At 37.0% G+C, this 16274-nt stretch carries 15 protein-coding genes; 7 read left to right on the forward strand and 8 right to left on the reverse strand.

Going from position 1 to position 16274, the window contains the following annotated elements:
• Positions 1-819: 819 nt before the first annotated feature.
• From LQ227_RS13680 to fabG, 4 genes are all read left to right on the forward strand, one after another.
• The gene (locus tag LQ227_RS13680; protein ID WP_230146287.1) at positions 820-1695 is read left to right on the forward strand and encodes a carbon-nitrogen hydrolase; all 876 of its coding nucleotides are present in this window, start codon (positions 820-822) and stop codon (positions 1693-1695) included.
• 98 nt (positions 1696-1793) lie between these two features.
• The gene (locus LQ227_RS13685; protein WP_230146288.1) at positions 1794-2870 is read left to right on the forward strand and encodes an agmatine/peptidylarginine deiminase; all 1077 of its coding nucleotides are present in this window, start codon (positions 1794-1796) and stop codon (positions 2868-2870) included.
• 2 nt (positions 2871-2872) lie between these two features.
• A complete protein-coding gene (locus LQ227_RS13690) occupies positions 2873-3430 on the forward strand; it encodes a hypothetical protein (protein ID WP_230146289.1) in 558 nt (185 codons plus the stop codon).
• 79 nt (positions 3431-3509) lie between these two features.
• Complete coding sequence (gene fabG, locus LQ227_RS13695; protein ID WP_057933957.1) at positions 3510-4253, forward strand: 3-oxoacyl-[acyl-carrier-protein] reductase; 744 nt, start codon at positions 3510-3512, stop codon at positions 4251-4253.
• Positions 4254-4347: 94 nt separating this feature from the next.
• Here fabG and LQ227_RS13700 read toward each other — a convergent pair whose 3' ends face one another.
• Positions 4348-5082, reverse strand: a complete 735-nt coding sequence (locus tag LQ227_RS13700) for a murein L,D-transpeptidase family protein (protein ID WP_230146290.1) — start codon at positions 5080-5082, stop codon at positions 4348-4350.
• 245 nt (positions 5083-5327) lie between these two features.
• Here LQ227_RS13700 and LQ227_RS13705 point away from each other — a divergent pair, with 245 nt between their 5' ends.
• The gene (locus LQ227_RS13705; RefSeq protein WP_230149670.1) at positions 5328-7412 is read left to right on the forward strand and encodes a hypothetical protein; all 2085 of its coding nucleotides are present in this window, start codon (positions 5328-5330) and stop codon (positions 7410-7412) included.
• Between the two features lie 56 nt (positions 7413-7468).
• Here the strand turns inward: LQ227_RS13705 and LQ227_RS13710 are convergent, their stop codons facing one another.
• From LQ227_RS13710 to LQ227_RS13730, 5 genes are all read right to left on the reverse strand, one after another.
• Positions 7469-8083, reverse strand: coding sequence for a trimeric intracellular cation channel family protein (locus LQ227_RS13710; RefSeq protein ID WP_230146292.1), 615 nt, complete (start codon positions 8081-8083; stop codon positions 7469-7471).
• A 99-nt stretch (positions 8084-8182) separates the two neighbouring features.
• Complete coding sequence (locus tag LQ227_RS13715; protein ID WP_025145767.1) at positions 8183-8482, reverse strand: septum formation initiator family protein; 300 nt, start codon at positions 8480-8482, stop codon at positions 8183-8185.
• Positions 8483-8649: 167 nt separating this feature from the next.
• Entirely contained in the window at positions 8650-9945 is a 1296-nt protein-coding gene (eno, locus tag LQ227_RS13720) for a phosphopyruvate hydratase (protein WP_029278432.1), read from the reverse strand.
• Positions 9946-10279: 334 nt separating this feature from the next.
• Positions 10280-11128 (reverse strand): DUF2911 domain-containing protein, encoded by an 849-nt coding sequence (locus tag LQ227_RS13725; RefSeq protein ID WP_230146293.1) that lies wholly within the window; start codon positions 11126-11128, stop codon positions 10280-10282.
• A 60-nt stretch (positions 11129-11188) separates the two neighbouring features.
• Entirely contained in the window at positions 11189-11710 is a 522-nt protein-coding gene (locus tag LQ227_RS13730) for a GNAT family N-acetyltransferase (protein ID WP_230146294.1), read from the reverse strand.
• Between the two features lie 75 nt (positions 11711-11785).
• Between LQ227_RS13730 and LQ227_RS13735 the strand changes: the two genes are divergently transcribed.
• Complete coding sequence (locus LQ227_RS13735) at positions 11786-12418, forward strand: ATP-binding cassette domain-containing protein (RefSeq protein ID WP_230146295.1); 633 nt, start codon at positions 11786-11788, stop codon at positions 12416-12418.
• Entirely contained in the window at positions 12418-13548 is a 1131-nt protein-coding gene (locus LQ227_RS13740) for a hypothetical protein (RefSeq protein WP_230149672.1), read from the forward strand. The genes LQ227_RS13735 and LQ227_RS13740 overlap by 1 nt, the downstream gene beginning before the upstream one ends.
• Before the next feature lie 112 nt (positions 13549-13660).
• Here LQ227_RS13740 and dacB read toward each other — a convergent pair whose 3' ends face one another.
• The gene (gene dacB, locus LQ227_RS13745; RefSeq protein WP_230149674.1) at positions 13661-15067 is read right to left on the reverse strand and encodes a D-alanyl-D-alanine carboxypeptidase/D-alanyl-D-alanine-endopeptidase; all 1407 of its coding nucleotides are present in this window, start codon (positions 15065-15067) and stop codon (positions 13661-13663) included.
• A 17-nt stretch (positions 15068-15084) separates the two neighbouring features.
• A complete protein-coding gene (locus LQ227_RS13750; protein WP_230146298.1) occupies positions 15085-16209 on the reverse strand; it encodes an ATP-binding protein in 1125 nt (374 codons plus the stop codon).
• Between the last annotated feature and the right edge of the window lie 65 nt (positions 16210-16274).

Consider the following 16274-nt stretch of genomic DNA (forward strand, 5'->3'; position numbering starts at 1 on the left):
GTAAGACAGAAAGCCTCGATGAGAATCGGGGCTTTTTCATTTTATCTTCCTCTAAATTTTATTACTTTAAGCATAATTGTCAGTCTGAGCCAGCCTGTACTGAACTTGGCCGAAGTAAAGACCTTTTATAATCGAAAAAAAACATTTGCCTTCGACAAGCTACCATTGACGTTATTTTGTAATTATTTAAATATGAATGGTTTATGCCGATTGTGTATTTCCATCCAACTAGGCCGCGGCACTGTATCACCGTTCTACTTAAACCCGGCCTAACAAATTTTTCGGGCTGCACTGTCCAAGCCAACGTACTCGCTTCAAAAGAAAAATTTTCAGCCGGCATTTTTTGTTTCTTTTTGATGCCAAAAAGAAAGAGCCCTTCGGCGGCGGCGAGCCGAGGCAAGACTGCGCCATAGACCAAGAAAAAACAATTGTACGTCACTCATATTGATTTTAAACAATTAATTAACCCTCAGGATGACAATGTTTTTTCCATTCAAAATAATAACATAGCGGGGAATTGCTTCCGTCAGGTGGGTTAACCTCAAATAGCAGCACTATCTTATCCCATCTAAACGGGATAGGAATGGCAGCCTCCGATTTTCTTCGGAGCTATAATGGATAGCCCGACTGGCAAACGTTTGAAATGCTGACTTTGCTTTTCAGAAAAACAATTACATTATTATGCCGTTCTACTTTTAAACAAAATAGTAACTTTGACGAAAATTTGAATGAATGAATTTTGAATGAGTGAATGTGGCTTATAAGCACAATAACATTCTCTCAATTAATCATTCTCTCATTCTCTCATTTCAAAAAAACATGAAGAAAGTAAAAGTTGGCTTGGTACAAATGAGTTGTACTAAAGATAAACAAGAAAATTTAGATAAAGCGATTGCTAAAGTAAGGGAAGCAGCTGCAAAAGGTGCACAGATTGTGTGTTTGCAAGAGCTTTTTACTTCTTTGTATTTCTGCGATGTTGAAGATTACGATAATTTCGATTTAGCTGAAGCTATCCCTGGACCGTCTACTGATGCTTTACAAGTGGTAGCCAAAGAATTGGGGGTGGTAATTATCGCTTCTTTGTTTGAGAAACGTGCTGAAGGTTTATACCACAATACAACTGCAGTTTTAGATGCTGATGGTTCATATTTAGGTAAATACCGTAAAATGCATATTCCTGATGATCCAGCTTATTATGAAAAGTTTTATTTCACCCCTGGCGACTTAGGCTACAAAGTTTTTCAAACCAAATTTGCTAAAATTGGTATTCTGATCTGTTGGGATCAATGGTATCCGGAAGCTTCACGTATTACAGCATTAATGGGTGCAGATATCATGTTTTATCCGACTGCAATTGGCTGGGCTACGGATCAGGATGAAGAAACCAATCAAGATCAATACAATGCTTGGCAAACCATCCAACGTTCACATGCGGTTGCAAATGGTGTGCCTGTTGTGAGTGTAAACCGCGTAGGTTTTGAGCAAGATGGCGCCATGAAATTCTGGGGTGGAAGTTTCGCCACAAACGCACAAGGCAAAATACTTTATTTAGGTTCTCACGATCAGGAAGAAACCGAGGTAGTTGAACTGGATTTATCAGAATCTGATTTCTTCCGTAAACATTGGCCTTTTTTAAGAGACAGAAGAATTGATTCTTACCAGCCGATTACAAAAAGATATATTGACGGGGATTAAGCAGAAAGGTTAAAGACCAAAGCTTAAAGTGAAAACCCATAAACAAAAATCCATGGTTCGTGTCCTCACGGACCATTCATTTTATAAATTAAAATTAGATGTCAAATTTCCCTCCAAGAAAAGATTTAAATATCAATCAATTCGATTATTCACCGAAGAAGCAAGGTTATGTTTTCCCTGCAGAGTGGGTAAAACATGAGGCAACTTGGTTAAGCTGGCCGCATAAAGAGGAGAGCTGGCCTGGTAAAATCGAAACCATTTACGAACCATATTGCCTGTTTATTAAAGCTGTTGCGGAAGGCGAGAAAGTGCGTATTAATGTTAAGGATGAAGAAATGAAAGCTTTTGCTGTTTCTGAATTAACAAAAATAGATGTCGATTTAAGCCAGATCGAATTTTATTTTAATGAAACCAACGATGCCTGGTGCCGCGATCACGGTCCTGCATTTTTGCTGAAAGGAAATGAAAAGGCTGTTGTAGATTGGGGATACAATGCATGGGGTGGGAAATACCCTCCGTTTGATCTGGATGATGTGGTTCCGACAAAAATTGCCAAACATTTCGGTTTACCTTTGTTTACACCAGATATTGTGATGGAAGGAGGTTCGGTAGAATTTAATGGCGCTGGAACGGTTTTAACCACAACTGCCTGTTTATTGAACGAAAACCGTAATCCGCATTTAACCAAAGCGCAGATTGAACAATATTTGCTAGAATATTATGGTCAAGATCAGGTATTATGGTTGGGAGATGGAATCGTTGGCGACGATACAGACGGCCACATTGATGATATTACGCGTTTTGTAAACGAGGATACGGTTTTAACTGTTGTAGAAAGCAATCCACTGGATGAAAATTATATCTTGTTACAAGAGAATCTAGAGGCCTTAAAAGCCATGAAGCTGAAAGATGGTAGAGCATTGAATATTGTTCAATTGCCAATGCCATCGCCGGTTATTCATGAAGATACTCGCCTGCCTGCATCTTATGCAAATTTTTACATTGCCAATGCGGCGGTAATTGTGCCAATTTTTGATGATGTAAATGATGAAAAAGCACTTAAAATTCTTCAAAGCTGTTTCCCTGATCGAAAAGTGATCGGTATAAACTCTGTTGATATTATTTGGGGATTGGGAAGCTTTCATTGTTTGAGCCAGCAGGAACCTGCGGTTTAAATATGAAATTCGATAATGAATTGTTATTGGAAATGATAACTTCCCAAAGGTTAAAACTTAGTTTTTGGGATAAAATTTCTCATTATTGGATTGTAGTTCTAACATTTTTTGGAGCCATTTTTTGGTGGTACCAGGTAATTAAAATCAATATAACAAAGTTAGAAACAACATTCCCAACCTTAGAAAGATCTATTATGCTTGGGGTTGGATTTCTAGTAATTTCTATAGTTTTTTTTATTATCCAGTATCGCAGATTAATTTTTAAACAGGTAGTTATTGATTGTACAAAAAAGCAATGCAAAAAAGCAATAGTTAAAACGACTCAAGAGCTCGAATGGATTATTATTGAAAAAAGTGATAGCTATATCTGTGCTGTTCACAATACAAGAACTTATTTAAATTGGGGAGAATTAATTACAATTATTAAAACTGATAAGGGAATCTTGATAAATAGCATTTGTGCCCCAGCTGCTAAAACAGCTTTGTTTTCTTTCGGGTGGAATAGAAAAAATAGAAATACTTTTATTAGAAACTTAAAACAGATAGTTTTAGATAAATGAACTTAAAATAAAAAGAGTTAGTTTTTGGATTAATATTAACTTTACAACATTAAACATTTCAACTTTACAACATTTCATAATGAAATTATTAGAAGGAAAAACAGCATTAATTACAGGCGCATCTAAAGGAATCGGTCGTAAAATAGCTGAAAAATTTGCCGAACAGGGCGCTAATGTAGCTTTTACATATTTATCATCAGTAGAAAAAGGTGAAGCTTTGGAGCAAGAATTACAAAGCTTTGGAACAAAGGTTAAAGGTTATCGTTCTGATGCATCTAAATTTGCTGAAGCTGAACAATTGATCAATGATATCGTAGCTGAGTTTGGTACTATTGATATTGTAGTAAACAATGCAGGTATTACCAAAGATGGTTTATTGATGCGTATGAGCGAAGAAAACTGGGATGATGTGATCAATATTAACTTAAAATCGATTTTCAACGTAACCAAAGCGGCTTCTAAAGTAATGATGAAAGCCCGTAAAGGTGTTTTTATCAATATGGGGTCTATTGTGGGTACTACAGGTAATGCCGGACAAGCAAATTACGCTGCATCTAAAGCTGGTATCATCGGTTTTACCAAATCAATTGCTAAAGAATTAGGTTCGAGAAATATCCGTGCCAACGTAGTTGCACCAGGCTTTATCCGTACCGAGATGACAGATATTCTTGATCCAAAAGTTGTTGAAGGGTGGGAAAAAGATATCCCCTTAAAACGTGCCGGAGAAACTGAAGATATTGCCAATGTTTGCGTGTTTTTAGCCTCAGATATGAGTGCTTACGTAACTGGCCAAACTTTATCTGTTTGCGGCGGGATGCTGTAGGGAGGTAGAAGGGATGAAGGTTTAAGGTAGAGGGTTTCTTTCCAAAACCATAGAAATATTAAGAAGTCAAGTTTTTAAAACTTGACTTCTTTTGTTACTTCACAACATATTTCCCATTTACCTCACTTACATTAGCTTGGTTTTTATTTTTCTCAAAAGCTGAATACCCTGGCTGCAACGATTTCCAAAAACTGGCTTGTGCCGGGAATTGAGCAATATATTTCTTCATATTTCCATCTGTCATTTTAAAAGGATAGATGTTAACAGGAATCTTTTCCTGGCCTGCATTCCTGGCTTCAACACCCAAAATATACACCTCTTTAATTTTTTCGTCGGTTAATGGAATGCATCCAACAGTAACGCAATTACCATGGATGTAAATATCGCTTCCAGGTTTTCTGCCCTTTCCAGTTCGGGCATAATCTGTAGCGTTTGGATAATTCACGCCTAACGATAGATGGAAATTACTCATCGGGTTAAAAACATTAATGTAATAAAAACCTTCTGGTGTTTGCCCATCTCCTTCAATCACTTTTGGGCCAATGGTACCAGAGTGTGCACAGAAATCGTAAGTTCTAAATAACGAATAGGTTTTAGCTGAATTATTCTTTAACCATACTTCCAGTTTTCCTTCTGTTTTGTAGGCATTGATTACCATAGAGAACCGATCGCCATAGCCACCTGCCAGAACAAACTTTCTCAGTGTTTCCCATTTTTCATCATAGGCCTTTTCTACTCTTTCGAATTTAATTTGAGTGGCTTTAAAATTATTTTGGGCATTTACCATAAGGCTTAGAGACAGTAGAAACGTTAAACAGATTAATTTCATAAATTTTGATTTGGTTTAAAAATAGGGATTTAACCACAGAGCGCATAACATTCTTTTTTTACCACAAAGGTCACCGAGAAAAGGCACGAAGTAGACGGAGTTGGGTGCTTAAAGACAGTTTGGGTAATCTGTATTCCTCGGTGTAAACTCAGTGGTTAAATGAATGTGTATTTTTAGCCTTAGCATAAATTCTTTATGGATAATAATCTTGAAAATTTCCTCAAAATTACCATCTTTATAAAAGTATGAACAGTTTTTTTTCGGGTACATCTATTTTGTTTTTTCTCGGTTGCCTGGCGTTGGGCGTGCTGTATGCCTGGTTGCTATATCGTGGCAACAAAAATTTGGATAAAAAACTTCAGTATGGCTTAACTGCCTTGCGAATTATCGTAGTGACTACCATTGCGTGGTTAATATTTGCACCGCTCATCAAAACATTAAATTATACTTTAGATAAACCCGTAATCATTATCGGACAAGATAATTCTCTTTCTGTAGGGCAGGTTAAAGCAGCTGGTTTCGACCAAAAATTATACGAAAATAACCTTAAAGCTCTACAAGATAAACTAACAGACAAGTACGAGGTAAAAACGCTTCACTTTGGCGATCAGGTTGCAGATGGTTTCGATTTTAAAAATCAGGGGAAATTAACGGATGCCTCGGCTTTTTTTCAGAAAGTTAGAGATGAGTATACGAACAGAAATGTTGGCGCCATTATTTTAGCCACCGATGGGATTTTTAATCATGGTGGAAATCCGCTGTACAGCGTAAATCAGATTAATGCACCGGTTTATACCATTGCCCTGGGTGATAGTATCCCAAAGCGCGATGTTTTAATTTCGAATGTAAATTACAATAACATTGTGTACCTGGATGATGATTTTACGATCGAAGTTCAGGTTCAGGCTTTTCAAAGTGAGGGCGAAAGTACTTCTTTAACGGTTAGCCAAAATGGTGCAAAGGTAGAACAGCAAAACATATCGATTAATGGAGGTTCCTTTGTTAAAACGATCCCTGTCAAGATTCATGCGGGTAAAATTGGTGTTCAGAAATATACCGTTCAGCTTGGTGCTTTACAAAATGAAATTACAACCAGAAATAATGTTCAAACCTTTTATATAGAAGTTATTGATGGCAGGCAGAAAGTATTGCTTGCTGCGGTTGCTCCACATCCCGATTTAGGCGTTTTAAAGGAGGCCATTTCGTTAAATAAACACTACGAGGCTAAACTTGCCCTTGCTGATGATTTAAATACAATAGATCCGTCTAAATTCGATCTAATCATATTGTATCAATTACCCGACGTGCAAAACATTTCGTCAACATTTTTAAAGAAATTAACTGGATTAAAGAAACCGATCTGGTATATTTTGGGCGCACAGAGCAATATAAATGCTTTTAATCAAATGCAAAATCAGGTCAATTTGGGTTCTGCAAATGGCTCCATTCAGGAAGTGTATGCCGATTTTGCAAATGGATTTACAAGCTTCAATCTTACTGAAGATGACAAGAAGCAGTTTTCATCTTTCGATCCTTTGTTAAGTCCGTTTGGAAGGTTAACCGTAAATGCAGGCGCAATACCTGTTTTTAATCAGCGTATCGGCAAAGTAAGCACACAACAGCCATTGCTGTTCTTTGCCAATGAAAATGGCTTAAAGATAGGTTATTTAATGGGAGAGGGGCTTTGGAGATGGAAACTTTCGGAAGCTGAAAATGAAAGCAATCAATCGGTTTTAAACGATCTGATTTCAAAAACGGTTCAATACCTATCTGTTAAAGATGATAAGAGAAGGTTTAAGGTATTTACTTCAAAGTCTGCTTATGATGAAAATGAAACCATCCAGTTTAACGGCACCCTTTATAACGATAGCTATCAGCCTGTAAATGAGTCGGAAGTTAATCTTCAGGTTAAAAACGAAGCGGGCAAAGTGTTTAATTATATTTTTTCTAAAACCGAAAATGCTTATCAGCTAGATGCAGGAACCATGCCTGCAGGGAATTATTCTTATGTCGCGAATACCGAACTTGGCGGAAAGAAATTCACGGCTACAGGTAGTTTCTATGTAAATGCGTTGATTGCAGAATTTCAGCAGACAACAGCTAATCACCAGCTTTTAAATACCATATCTAAGCAAAGCAATGGTAAGCTGTTTATGCCCGAAAACCTGCTGAAAATAGCCGATGAGATTGCCAAAAACGAAAATATTAAAACCATCAGTTACGAAGACCGCAAATACGACGAATTGATTAGCATGAAATGGCTGTTCGGCTTAATTTTGATTTTGCTGGGCGTAGAGTGGTTTTTGAGAAAGCGGAACGGGGAACTTTAAGTTAGAAGTTGGGGGGTGGAGACTCAAAACTCTAAACTGAAAACTCCCGAACTGAATCAATGCCATTCATCCCTGTAAACAAACTTGGGCATATGCCATTCGAAGCGGATAGAAAGTAATCTTAGTGCTAATCCAATAACAGCGGCTGTAATGGTAGCCAGCATCTCGCTTCCGTGAAAATGCTCTATGCCGATGTAAACCGCGCCGGTAACTATCGCTGCGCTGGCATAAATCTCTTTTCTAAAAAGAAATGGAACTTCATTGCAGAGCACATCTCGAAGTACCCCACCGGCACAGCCGGTAATCATTCCGCTAAAAAGTACAATTAGATAAGGTAAATGGATTTCTTGTGCAACCTGACAACCAATAATGGTGAAAACCACCAAACCTAAAGCATCAAGGTAAAGGAAAAGTTTTTTGAGTTTAGTCATAATGGAGGCAATAAATGCCGCGAGTAAGGCTGCTACTGCGGTAATTACCAAATATTCAGGATGTTCTACCCAGCTCATTGGATAATGGCCAAATAATACATTTCTAACCGTTCCACCACCTAATGCGGTTACCCAGGCAATAATACAAACGCCAACCCAATCCATATCACGTCTGCCTGCAGAAAGTGCAGCAGTCATGGCTTCAGCGGTTATGGCAATAATGTAGAGGATATGGAGCATTAGATAGGTTAACTGTTTGATTGCTTAATCGGTTAACTGGAATATAAATTGTTTTATGGTTTGATTGTTAACTCAAAACTGTAAACTTTTAACTGAAAACTAATCCTTTTTCTCTTCCTGAATAATCACGAAAACATCTTCATTGTCTTTTTTCATGAAGTATTTTTCGCGGGCAAATTTTTCAGCCGTATTCAGATTGGTATTCAGTTCGTTTAGATCTTTTTTAACCTGCGCGGTTTCTTTCTCGAAATATTCTTTTTCTTCCTGCAGTTTATTGGCCTGACTGCGGTACTCGTATTGCGACATCATATCGTTTTTGTCGAAAAATAGCATCCACATCGCAAAAGCGACAGTAGCAAGGAAATATTTATTTCGGAAAAGATCTATTAAACGTTTCATATATTGATATGAGATTTTAGATGTGAGATTTGAGAAAACCCAAATCCGACAAACAAATATAGTATTAAAATAAAAACATCCGAAGATTTAAAATCTCCGGATGTTCTGCAAATAAGTTTTTCAACTTGTTAACATTATAGGATTGGGTTTAAACCCAATCCTATACATTATTTTTTAGCGTATTTAAATTTTGAACCGATGAAACGAGCGTTTTCACCCAATTCCTCTTCAATACGTAATAATTGATTGTATTTTGCAATCCTGTCTGAACGTGATGCAGAACCGGTTTTAATCTGTCCGCAATTTAAAGCAACAGCTAAATCGGCAATCGTAACATCTTCAGTTTCGCCAGAACGGTGACTCATTACCGAAGTATAGCCATTGTTTTGTGCTAAAGTTACTGCATTGATGGTTTCAGTTAAAGAACCGATCTGGTTTACTTTTACCAGGATCGAGTTAGCAGTAGCCTCATCAATACCACGTTGTAAACGCGTAACGTTAGTTACAAATAAATCATCACCAACCAATTGAACATGGTCACCAATTTTATCGGTTAAGCTTTTCCAGCCAGTCCAATCGTTTTCATCCATACCATCTTCAATAGAGATAATTGGATATTTTGCAGAAAGATCAGCTAAATATTGTGCCTGCTCTTCGCTAGAACGAATTACGCCGGTAGCGCCTTCAAATTTAGTATAGTCGTATTTACCATCTTTGTAAAACTCAGATGATGCACAATCTAGCGCTAAACAGATTTGAGAACCTGGTTTGTAACCAGCAGTTTCAATTGCTTTTAATACCGTTTCAATTGCATCTTCAGTACCGTCAAAAGTTGGTGCAAAACCACCTTCGTCACCTACTGCAGTAGATAAACCTCTATCGTGAAGAATTTTTTTCAAGCTATGGAAAACTTCAGTTCCCCAACGTAAAGCCTCAGAGAAAGAAGGTGCACCAACTGGCATAATCATAAATTCCTGGAAAGCGATAGGCGCATCAGAGTGTGAGCCACCGTTAATGATGTTCATCATCGGAATTGGTAAAGTGTTGGCGTTAACACCACCAATGTAACGGTATAATGGTTGACCGATTTCATCAGCAGCAGCTTTAGCAGCAGCCAAAGAAACACCTAAAATTGCGTTAGCACCTAAGTTACCTTTGTTTTCGGTACCATCTAGATCTAACATGATTTTATCAATTGTATTTTGCTCAAAAACATCAATACCTCTTAATGCATCAGCAATTTTAGTATTTACATTTTCTACAGCTTTTAAAACACCTTTACCTAAATATGTAGATTTATCACCATCACGTAATTCAACAGCCTCATATTGTCCAGTAGATGCACCGCTTGGTACAGCTGCACGGCCAAAAGCACCTGCTTCTGTTACAACTTCTACTTCTACTGTTGGATTGCCTCTCGAATCGAGAATTTGTCTGGCATGGACATTAACGATTATGCTCATTTTTATTTGATTTTTTATTGATTTTTTAACCTGCTTAGTGTATAAAGTACAATTACTAAGCGCAACATCAAAGTTAGTATTATTTTTAAATAAATAAAGCGTTTTAAGGGTTAATGTTACGATAGCTGTTCAAGTTAATCAACGGTTAATTTTAAGTTAATATTGGTATTCTGTCATGCTGAGGTACGAAGCATCTGCAAGCTATGGAACAGATGATTCGCGCCTCAGCATGACAATGTAATTTATAACCTCATAAAAAAACCGTTGAATCAACTCCAACGGTTTTATAAAATTTCCTATCGGTCGGTGTCACACCGACCGAAATAAAATATCTCTATTTTTTAGCTTCGGCCAAAAGTTCAGAATTGAGGCGTACATATTCATCAATCTTTTGTGCCTTTGCAGCGTCTATACCTTGCTGCGCAGTAGCTGATGCCCCCGCTTTATCGCCCATTTTCAATTGGATACGGCCTTTCCATAGTTTAAACCATGGTGCTTTAGGGTCTGATTTTTCTGCTTCCGTCATCCATTCTAAAGCTGTTTTTAAATCTTTTCCATTTTGATAATAATACAATGCCGAATTAAAGTAAGGTTTTTTTTCGCCCTTCATCGCTTCAGCAATATTTGCCATTACTTTTTCATCGATAGAAGTTGTAATATTGATGGCATAAGCACTATTCTCCCACATCATATTTAACTGCGCCGAAGTTTCGTTAACAGCCGAAAACTGCATGCTAAGGGTTTCTACTTTATCTTTTAAAGCCGTGGTTTTTACTTTTACACGAAGCACATCATCACTTTCCTTATATTCGTAAGCACCCCATTGATCGGGCGTTTTGCTGAAAATAACCGTCCATTCGTTTTTACCTGGGATGCTGAACAGGCCATATTCGCCGGCAGGTAAATCTTTGCCTTCAATTTTAACGGCATCGGTAAATTTAATGCGTGTGGCCGCGTTTGCCCCGTTACGCCAAACTACGCCCATTGGCTCCATGCCGCCAAAAATTTTGCGACCTTTAACATTCGGACGAGAGTAGGTTAAAGTTATTTTGCCTAATCCAAAATCCTGGATAATGGTTTGTCCGCTACTCGGTTGGGGAAACTTGGCTCCCTGGGCATTTGCGAAATCTGCTGCACCTAAAAGTGCAACAAACAGCATTACTGATTTGATCGATAATTTCATTGCTTTGTTGTTTTTGGTTTGCACGAATTTACGCAATAAGCTTCGAGTTTAACAAATGTTTTAATTCTGTTCTTTGCTTAGCTGGCGTTTCCTAAATCCAAAAATCAATTCATCAAAATATTCGCCATTTTTAAAAATAGTATCTTTTAGCGATGCCTCGAAAACAAAGCCCGATTTCTTTAAAACCTGCTGCGAGGCCAGGTTCGTATGTGTAGTCCGTGCGAAAATTCTTTCAATATCAAATGTTTCGAAACCATAGTTCAACATTTCTTGTATGGCAAGCGGAACAATGCCTTTACCCCAATAATCTTCAGCAATCCAATAACCCATTTCTGCACTCTTGCTGTAAATATCGGCCAGTTGATGCACGCCTATGGATCCAATTACTTCACCGTCTAACACAATAGCCTTGATTTGCAAAGGTTCGTGGCTTAAGGCTAGCCGAATAAAAGCTTCACCATCTTTTTTCTCGTAAGGAAAAGGGAATTTATTGGTTAAATATTTCGAAATATTGAAATTGTTGGCATGTTTAACCAAACTTTCAACATCACTTGGTTGGTAAGTTCGTAAAATTAATTGCATTACGTATGATTTTATCAAGATGAATGTGCTTTGTAACTTTTCATTAAAACTAAAGTCAGAAACAAAAATGCTTTTATGTTACACTTCAATCAATTTGAAAAATCTTATTTCAATCATCTTGTTTTAAAGATAGATAATATTAAAATTCCCGAAGGCATTTTCTGGATAAAAGGAAGTAACGGCTCAGGGAAAAGTACCCTGCTGAAAGCAATTGCAGGAATATTGTCTTTCGAAGGTGATATCGCATTAAGTACTGTTTATTTAAAAGATCATGGTGTTTCCTATAGAAAACTTGTAAATTTTGCCGATGCCGAACCACTGTACCCCGAATTTTTAACCGGATTTGAAATGGTTGATCTTTTCGCTAAAGCCAAGGGGGCTGTTTCTGATCAAGAAAAGACCTTAATTGCTGAAATGGGTATGGAGCCTTACATTCATAACCCGTTAGGTTCATATTCCAGTGGTATGTTAAAAAAGTTGTCGTTGGTCTTGGCTTTTTTAGGAAAACCTAAATTGATCTTATTAGACGAGCCTTTAAATACGATCGATGTAGAATCTTTGGAGATATTATACCGCTGGATTAAAGAAAAGTACCAAAATGAAAAAATCAGTTTTTTACTGTCCTCACATCAGCCATTGGATGAGTTAAAACTGCCCGGACTTAAACAGATTAACATTCAAGATAAAAAAATAATACTGAATTTTTAATGTCGTTGCTTTCAAACACTGCCTTAAAGAAAATATTTGTTGATGGTTTTTACCGTACCCATGCAGCTATGTTGGTATTCATCTTTGTGATGTTGATCAGTTACTGCTTCTTTATCAATACTTTGGGCACTGTTCGGCCAGACCAGATTGATTTCTGGCAGTTTTTCTTTACCATTAGTTTGGTGAGTAATCCACTAATGATGATTTTGTATCTTATAGGAAGCACATTATATGCTTACAAAAGCTTAAAATACGTCTTAAGTCAGCTTGCTTTGCCCCAGCAAGAGTTTCTGTATTATAGTTTCACCGCATTAAACAAAAAACAACAGTTTACGACCTGGTGTATAGTGCAGACCTGCATATTTATCCCTGTATTGTGTTATACTTTATATGCCATAAGCATTGGAATTGTATTTGGATATTATCTTATTTCTATCGGGATTTTATTTTTTCAATTGCTTCTGGTTTTAGCAGGCGCTTATATATATCTTAAAGAAAGTAACCGTTTAATAGAGGTTAACAAGCCAAATTGGTTACTTAGGGTAAGCAGGAAATGGAGCAAACCTGTTTTTTTGTTATATAGTTTTCAGGTTTTCAATCAATCGAAATTGGCTTATACGCTCACCAAACTGCTTTCGTGGGTGCTGATTTCAAGTGTGTTGGTCGTTTTTGCTGATCTTAAAGATGATTCAAGATTATTGATGCTCGTTACCTCGTGTATTGTTGTGGCACATGTGGTGCTCATTTATCAGGAGAAGGTTTTTAATAATAGATACTTATCTTTCTTGCCAAATTTTCCTTTTACTAAAAAGAAAGTATTTTTTAGTTTTTGTTTAAACTATCTTGTTTTATTGCTGCCCGAAATCTGTTGGATATTTACCAATTTTGATATTTTAACATCGTTTGGGTTAATCGCATTTGCCTTTTCTACAGTGCTGTTATTTAGAAGCCTGCTTTTGTTAAATGCGATACAGATTAAGGGATTTTTGATATGGATTTTTTGCTTGTTTTTCCTTTTTTATCTATTTATCATGTTTGGCTTCGGATTAATCCTTATTCCGTTGAATTTTATTGTGGCTTGGATAGTGTTTAGGAGAAATTACTTGAATAACAATTGTATCGGTATTTGATGAAAAGGTTTACCTACAACGATCGCCGTGCTGATCCGATAGCTATTGGATCAAGATGACTGCACGGATGTATATGTAGCCAAATGACATATTTTAATCGAAGTTTTTTCTATTACTTCAATTCATCTAATACCCTGAACAGCTTTTTGTTAATCCCGCTTCCGCTATAGTTATTGATGTTAATAACGATTATGTATTTATTGCCTGCAGCATCGGTATGATAGCCTGCAAATGCCGAAACATCATTTATTGTCCCACTTTTAATTTTCATACCATTGTATTCTGGTAAGGCTTTGTAATAATCGGGAAACCAGTTCTCCTTTTGGATCTGGAAAAGTATATTCGCCATTGCCGAAGTTGTTATTCTATCTCCCGGAGAAAGCCCACTGCCATCAATAATGTTTAATGCCGTTTTATCAATGCCTTTATCGGCCCAGAAATTGATTTCGGTTTCCGCTCCTTTACTTGTTGTACCTGCTTTGCCTGATTTTATCGCAATGGCTTTTAACAGTGATTCGCCATATAAATTGATGCTTTTCTTTAAAAACCAGTAAGTCATCTCGCTTAAACTAGGCGAACTGATGATGCTTATTTTCTGTGTAACCGAAGGAATGACTTGATTGTTCAAGGTCATTAATCTTGCCGTTGTGGCTTGCTGGCCAGTCGAAATACCTAATCTTTTCAAAGTATCCTGTAAGCGGTAAGCGCAATCAAAAGCAGGGTCGGGGAGGGCTACAGAAATGCCTGTTTTGGCAATGCCTATTCCCCAGCCTCCGCGGAGGTAAGCAACATTACTGTAAGGTGGAAGAAAAGCATAACTTCTATCGCCAGAACCTGGACTTCCGGTTTTTAGTTCATTTATGAGCTGCACATAAGGCGTTGCCGGAACTGTTTTTATTACCTTAACTTCATCTGCTGTACTACTTCCAGGTTTCAAATGAATATCAAATTGATTTTCGCGCCAGGCTAAGCCAGAAGTCCCGGCACCATAGTAATTGCCAATATCCTGCCAAACCCAACCCTCAGGTGTTGTTTGTGTGCCAAAAATGCGATCGTCGCCAATTATTGTGCCTTCAATTTTTTTGATTCCGGCAGATTTTATTGCAGTAACCCATTGTGTTAAAACAGCATTCTCTTTATTTTGATAGCGCCAGGAGCCCAAAGTTGGGTCGCCACTGCCAATAATGATCAGGTTTCCTTTTAATATTCCATCTGTAGTAATTGTTCCGGTATAGGCCAATGTAGTTTGGAATTGAAAATCCTTCCCTAAAATACTGAAAGCCGTGGCTGCAGTTATGGTTTTTAAGGTTGAGGCCGTAGCCAGGCCGATTTGCTCATTTTTGACATAAAGCGTTTTACCTGTATTGGCATCTAAAACGCAAAGAGAAACAATAGCATGTTTTGCCTGTTCATCATTTAATAAATTATTGAAGGCCTTTTCGAGGTTCTGAATTCGGTTTTGGGCAATTGCGGTTATACCTGAGAAAAGAAATAAGGTTAATATTTTGAAAAATTTCATGTAAGGCAAAGATTATTTTATATCAGAAAACTCGTATAGTTAGACTTGTTTATAACGTTTGTATTATTTGTAGGGTATGCATCTAAAAACGTTGATGGAAACCTCACTTTTTTATTCTCGTTCCACTTTATCTCTATGGCATTTGTTTTTCCATCAATTTCTTCGATTAAATCAATTTCCTGTTGCTGAAAGCTTCGCCAGAAATAATATTTAGCATGCTTTCTCTTGTTATTACTGGCTTTGATATATTCTGAAATAATATAATTTTCAAAGAGCTGACCAGCATCCTGCCTCAGCGCAAGCATACTAAAGTTTTCGATCACGGCATTGCGGATGCCGGTATCATAGAAATATATTTTTTTGCTCTTTTTTATTTCATTCCGCAGATTACTGCTGTATGCACCTAATCTGAATACAACAAAACACTGCTCTAATAAATCGATATAACGCTCAACTGTTAGTTTATCGGCTTCAATCATCTGGCCAAGCTCGGTATACGAAACCTCATTACCAATTTGCAAGGCTAAGGCCTGCACTAATTTTTCGAGCTGTAAAGGTTTTCTGATGCCTGTAAGTGATAAAATATCTTTAAAAAGATAACTATTGGCCAAGTTCATTAAGAGTTCTTTTTCTTCTCCTGGATAATTAATTGCATCGGGATAAGAGCCATAGATCAATCTTTTTTCCAATGCCTGTTCTTCAGTAAGGATATTGGTATCATCAACAAGTTCTGCTACCGAAAAAGGAAAAAGATGATATTCAAATTTTCTTCCCGTTAGCGATTCTTTTATACCAACAGCCAGATCTAATGATGAAGAGCCTGTAACCAAAAGTTGCACATCGGTAAAATTATCTACGATCAATTTTAATGTTAAGCCGATATTCGTAACCCGTTGGGCTTTGTCGATAAAAATAAATTTGTTTGAGCCGATAATTGATTTTAGCCGCTCAATACTGATGTCTGTCAATGTGGTTCGAACATTGGCTTCATCACAATTAAGAAAAACAAAAGGCAATCCTGTTTTATTTACCAATTGCTTTAACATGGTGGTTTTGCCTACCTGCCTTGCACCGGTAACTATAATTGCTTTTTGTTTAAAAAACTTTGATTCTATGTGCGTTTGCAGACTTCTAATTATCATTTCATTATATCATATTTAATAACAAATGTAATGAAAATTTAAACGAAATCTCTTTTTTATATATA

Source organism: Pedobacter sp. Bi27 (genome assembly GCF_918698255.1).
Classification (GTDB): Bacteria; Bacteroidota; Bacteroidia; order Sphingobacteriales; family Sphingobacteriaceae; genus Pedobacter.